Raw genomic sequence first — 5,433 nt, forward strand, 5'->3', positions numbered from 1 at the left:
CCCCTCCGTCGTGGTCGATATCGATATCGACGATAACGGTCTGGGCGGTGACGTCACCTTTACTTTCTCCGAAGACGTCGACGGTTTCGACGCCTCCGACATCAGTGTCAACAACGGTACGCTGTCGAACCTGCAGCAGGTTGACGGTCACACCTGGACTGCAAGGGTGACGCCTGAAAAGGCCGGCGGTGACCTGACCGTCACGGTTGCCGACGAGAGCTATACCGACAAGGTCGGCAATCTCGGCTCTGAGGGCGCGGATACCCAGGCATTTGAGCGCAATGCGCCGCTCGCATACGAGGACGATATCAGCCTGCAGCTTGCCGGCGATGACTTCATCAGCGACGAGAACTTCAACATCGCCTTCGTACTCGATTTCAGCGGGAGTGTGGACAACACCGAAGCCCACCAGATGCTGGAGGCCGTCAAAGCTGCCGGTCAGGCCTTCTTCGAAGGCACGACAGGCGATGTACAGATCCAGCTCGTGGCGTTTTCTTCTGACGCCAGTTCGACGGCATCCTTCAGCAGCTATGCCGAATTCGCGGCGCAGGTCGATGCCTGGGATTCACAGCGTCCCTATAACGGCCAGACCAACTACACGGCGGCCGTCAACGAGACGATGGAGTCCTATCAGCCTATCGACGGTTACAATAATCGCGTCTTCTTCATGAGCGATGGCGAGCCGACCCGTCAGTATGAAACCGACGGCAACGGCAATATCGAGCATTCGTTGCAGAGCGCCACCCAGACTGCATGGAATGATTTCGTTGCTGACAACAAAATCGATGTCCAGACGGTTGGCATCGGACAGGGCGTCACGGTGCCCCGGCTGCAGGATGTCGATGAAGCCGACGGCGACAACCATGTCGTCCAGGTGGCCAACTTCGACGATCTGGTGGACGAATTGCTCGATGTCCTCAAGGAAGTGGATGTCTCCGGCAACGTGCTGAACGGCGCCGACGGCGTCGCCGGTACCGCGGATGACGATCTTCTCGGCATCGATGGCGGCCGCATCCTCTCGATCGATGTCGATGGCGAGACCTACACCTATGATCTGAACGGGATCTCCGACAGTCATGGCGATGCGGTAGGCAACGGCTCGATCCTCAACGTGGAAACCGATCAGGGCGGCAGGCTCGTCTTCGACTTCGAAACCGGCGACTGGACCTACACGGCCGGGCCCGACACGGGCATGGGCGAGGAAAACTTCCGCTACGTTCTCACCGATGACAGCGGTGACACCAGCGAAGCCTCGCTGAAGATCGACGTGCATGAGGACAACGCCGGCGCCACATCGTCTGCCGCGCGCATGGCGATCGACACCGACAATGCGGAAGACAGCGGCGATGCCGCGGGTCAAGGCGCGTTCCACGCGGAAACGCTGGGCCTTGCATCGATCGACGAAGCCTCGGCCGAGGACGATGACGCCAGCGGCGATCATCCGGCCGCCGATAACGATATCAACGTGGCCGACCTTGTCTATGAGGACAATGTCGAAAGCCTCGAGGCCTATCTGCCCGAGGAAAAGCACGCGGATAGCACGGCGGCAAATGACTCGCAGAGCTTCAGCGATCCGGGCACGCCCAACATCGATCTCAACGAGCTGGAAGATCACGCCATGATGGTGGGCTGAGCCCCCCATCTGTACCCATGAAGCACGATTGACAGCCGGGGCTCTGCCCCGGCTGCTAGACCCCTTTTTGCAATAAGTCTGGCGCAGCCATGAATATCCACATCAACAGAAATCGCGAGAGCGGCGAAGAGATCGAGCTTTCGACCGGTACCGTTTCGGCCCGTTGGATCGAGGCCCTGCTGACGGTTGCCGGCCATTACCGGATCGACTGCTCGCCCGAGCAGCTTCGGCTCGTCGATGCCTGGGATAACAGCGGCGACCGCAAGAGAAGTTTCGGCAAGCTTGCCCGCCAGGCCGGGCTCGCGATCCGCTTCATCAGCACCGATCTTCGCAAGATCAACGATATGCGGCTGCCGGTCGTTCTGGTTTTGAAGGATGGCGAGGTTGCCGTCGCAACACGGCGCAATGGCGACCGGCTGACGCTCGGCTTTTCCGGCGATGGCGGGCTGACATCGGATATCAAGATTGCCGGGATCCGGGACAGGGTCGAACTGGTGGCGGTGATCCGGCCGGCCGGCGGCATGCCGGATGGGCGGATCGACAATTATATCGAGCCGTTCCGCAAACACTGGATGAGATCGATCGTCCTTGCCGATCTCAGGCCCTATGTGTTCATCATGCTGGCCTCGCTTGCTGCCAATATCCTCGCGCTCGCCAGCGTCATCTTCTCCATGCAGGTCTATGACCGCGTGGTGCCGGCGCAATCCTATCCGACGCTGTTCGTGCTCGGCGGCGGCGCGCTCATCGCGGTGATATTCGCCTTCGTCATGCGCCAGATGCGCATGAAGATCACCGACGTGATCGGCAAACGGGCCGATCTGCGCATATCCGACAAGGTCTTCGGTCATGCGCTGCGCGTCAAGAACAGTGCCCGCCCGCAGGCGACCGGCACCTTCATCGCGCAGCTTCGCGAACTCGAACATGTGCGCGAGATGATGACCTCGTCGGCCGTCTCGGCGATCGCGGATATCCCGTTCTTTCTGCTGTTCTGCCTCATCTTCTGGTGGGTTGCGGGCAACCTGGTCTGGGTTCCGGCGGTGGCCGTGCTGCTCTTGATCCTGCCCGGCGTTCTGGCGCAGGGCCGGTTGCGCACGCTGGCCAAGGCCAATATGCGCGAATCCGCGCTGCGCAACGCCATGCTTGTCGAGGCCGTGCAGGGGCTGGACGATATCAAGCTGCTGCAGGCCGAGGACCGGTTCCAGAACCACTGGAACCATTACAACGCCGTCAATGCCGACAGTGGCATGAAGCTGCGCGATCTCGTCGGCACGCTCGGCAACTGGACGCAGACGGTGCAGGGTATGGTCTATATCGCCGTGGTCGCGGCCGGCGCGCCGGCGGTGATGTTCGGCGACATGACGACGGGCGCGCTGGTTGCCGCCGCCATGCTGTCGACCCGCATGCTGGCGCCGCTCGCCGGCGTGGCGCAGATCCTCAACCGCTGGCAGCAGGCCAAGATCGCCGGCGAAAGCCTCGACAAGATCATGACGCTGCCGGTCGACCATCCCGAGAATGCCAAACGCATCCACAAGCCGGTGATCAAGGGCGAATTTCAGTTCGCGAATGCGGTCTTTGCCTATGAAAAGGAGCCGGTGCTCACCGTCGAGCGTCTGAAGATCGCGGCGGGCTCGAAGGTCGGAATCATCGGCCGCAACGGCGCCGGCAAGTCGACCCTGCTGCAGGGGCTTTCGGGGCTGATGGAAGCGCGCTCGGGCACGGTGCTGGTCGATGGCGTCAACATTACCCATGTCGATCCGGCCGATTTGCGCCGTCATATCGGCCTTGCCGGCCAGAACGCCCGGCTGTTCTACGGCACGATCCGCGAAAATCTCTGCCTCGGCGCGCCCAATGCCCGCGACGAGGAAGTGATCGCCGCCCTTGAGCGCACCGGTGCTTGGGAGTTCATCCGCGCCATGCCCGAGGGGCTCGACCGGCAGATCCAGGAGGGCGGCATCGGCCTTTCCGGCGGCCAGCGCCAGGCCATCATACTGTCGCGCCTGCTGTTGCGCGAACCCTCCGTGATCCTGCTCGACGAGCCGACGGCCGCTCTTGATGAGACCGCGGAGCAGAAAGTGCTTTCCGCGCTTTCGGAGCTGGCAGGGGAAACCACGCTGGTGGTCGCCACCCACAAGCCGTCAATCCTGGCGCTGGTGGACCGGCTGCTGGTCGTGTCCAACGGCAAGATCATCATGGACGGGCCGCGCGACACGATTCTGACGCGCCTGCGCAAGGGCGAGGCCTTGGCCGGCAGGAAGCGCGAGGTAAAGGTTCAATGAGCGCCGCTTCCTATGACAGCCTGATCGAGGGCGACGATATTTCCGCCAGCGGCGCGAACAGGGTCGTGCTGGCGCTGTTCCTGGTTCTCGCGGCCTTCTTCGTCTGGGCCTACTCCTTCTCGGTGGAGGAGGTGTCGTCGGGACCCGGCACGGTGGTGCCGCTCTCGCATGAACAGGTGATCCAGTCCTTCGATGGCGGCATTCTGGCCGAGCTCGATGTCAGCGCCGGCGAGATCGTCGACAAGGGTCAGGTGCTGGCGCGGCTCGACCCGACCCGCGCCCAGTCCGAATATGACGAGACGGCGGCGCGCTATCGCGCTTCGCTGGCCCAGGCCGCGCGGCTGCAGGCGGAAGTCACGGGCGCGGATGCCGTGACCTTTCCGGCGGCGCTCGACGACTATCCCGAGCTCAGAGCCTCGGAGCAGGCGCTGTTTACGGCCCGGACGGAAAGCTACCACGAATCCATCGCCGATATGGAGGCCGACATGGCGCTGCTCGAGGAGCAGCTTCGCCTGACCACGCCGCTGCTGGCGACCGGGGCGGCGAGCAAGGTCGAACTGATCAAGCTCAAGCGCGACCGCGGCGACATCAAGCTCAGAATGGACGACATGCGCTCCAAATATGTCATCGAGACCGGCGAGAAGCTGGCCGAGGCGCAGGCGGAAGTGCAGTCGCTGCTGTCCACGCTCAACGGGCTTGAGGACACGATTTCCCACACCACGATCCGCTCCCCGGTTCATGGCGTGATCAAGGATGTGGCGGTGACGACGATCGGCGGCGTGATTTCGCCGAACGGCGCGGTGATGACGATCGTGCCGCTCAACGACCAGCTCTTGATCGAGGCCCGGGTTTCCCCGCGCGATATCGCCTTCATTCATCCCGGCCAGGACGCGCTGGTGAAAATCACCGCCTATGATTACTCGGTCTATGGCGGACTTGACGGCACCGTCGAGAACATCTCGCCGGACACGATCCGCGACGAGATCAACCCGGAAAACCTCTATTACCGGGTCTATATCCGCACCGCCTCGGATGCGCTGGTGAATGCGGCCGGCAAGCGGTTTCCCATTTCCCCCGGCATGATCGCGACCGTCGATATCAAGACGGGCGAAAAGACCGTCTGGGACTATCTCATCAAGCCGCTCAATCGGGGCCGGGAGGCTCTCAGGGAGCGCTGATCGCATGAAGGGCCCGTCAGGGCGAAACGATGTCAATGAAACTGAAGGAGAGAGAAATGCTGAAGACCATATCCATCGCCGTCCTCACGGGCGTTCTGTCCGCCGGTGCCGCCAGCGCGGGCATGCTGAATGTCCATAATCCGAACATGCGGTTTGACAGCGTGTCGCCGGCGCTGACCGAACTCGACGCCTATTTTGTCCGCCCCGGCAAGCCCGTCACCGTCGATCGTGTCCGCGAGATCCAGCTCGGCGCTTCGCGGAACGACGTTGCCTCTCTGCTCGGCCAGCCCGTAAGCATGGCCAAGAACGGCAAGGCGTGGGATTACAATCTCAAATTCGTCACGGC

General features: G+C 62.4%; 4 protein-coding genes. All 4 read left to right on the top strand.

Features of this window, described 5'->3' with window-relative positions:
• The coding region (locus tag B4E36_RS22700; protein WP_345900844.1) for an Ig-like domain-containing protein at positions 1-1,633 on the top strand (1,633 nt) is incomplete at its 5' end.
• An 89-nt stretch (positions 1,634-1,722) separates the two neighbouring features.
• The gene (locus B4E36_RS22705) at positions 1,723-3,909 is read left to right on the top strand and encodes a type I secretion system permease/ATPase (protein ID WP_292058935.1); all 2,187 of its coding nucleotides are present in this window, start codon (positions 1,723-1,725) and stop codon (positions 3,907-3,909) included.
• Complete coding sequence (locus B4E36_RS22710; protein WP_345900845.1) at positions 3,906-5,087, top strand: HlyD family type I secretion periplasmic adaptor subunit; 1,182 nt, start codon at positions 3,906-3,908, stop codon at positions 5,085-5,087. Before B4E36_RS22705 ends, B4E36_RS22710 begins: the two co-directional genes overlap by 4 nt.
• A gap of 56 nt (positions 5,088-5,143) precedes the next feature.
• A partial coding sequence (gene bamE / locus B4E36_RS22715) for an outer membrane protein assembly factor BamE domain-containing protein (protein ID WP_345900846.1) occupies positions 5,144-5,433 on the top strand: 290 nt, incomplete at its 3' end.

Origin of the sequence: Martelella sp. UBA3392, from assembly GCF_002358775.1 — a bacterium.
Lineage (GTDB): Bacteria > Pseudomonadota > Alphaproteobacteria > Rhizobiales > Rhizobiaceae > Martelella > Martelella mediterranea.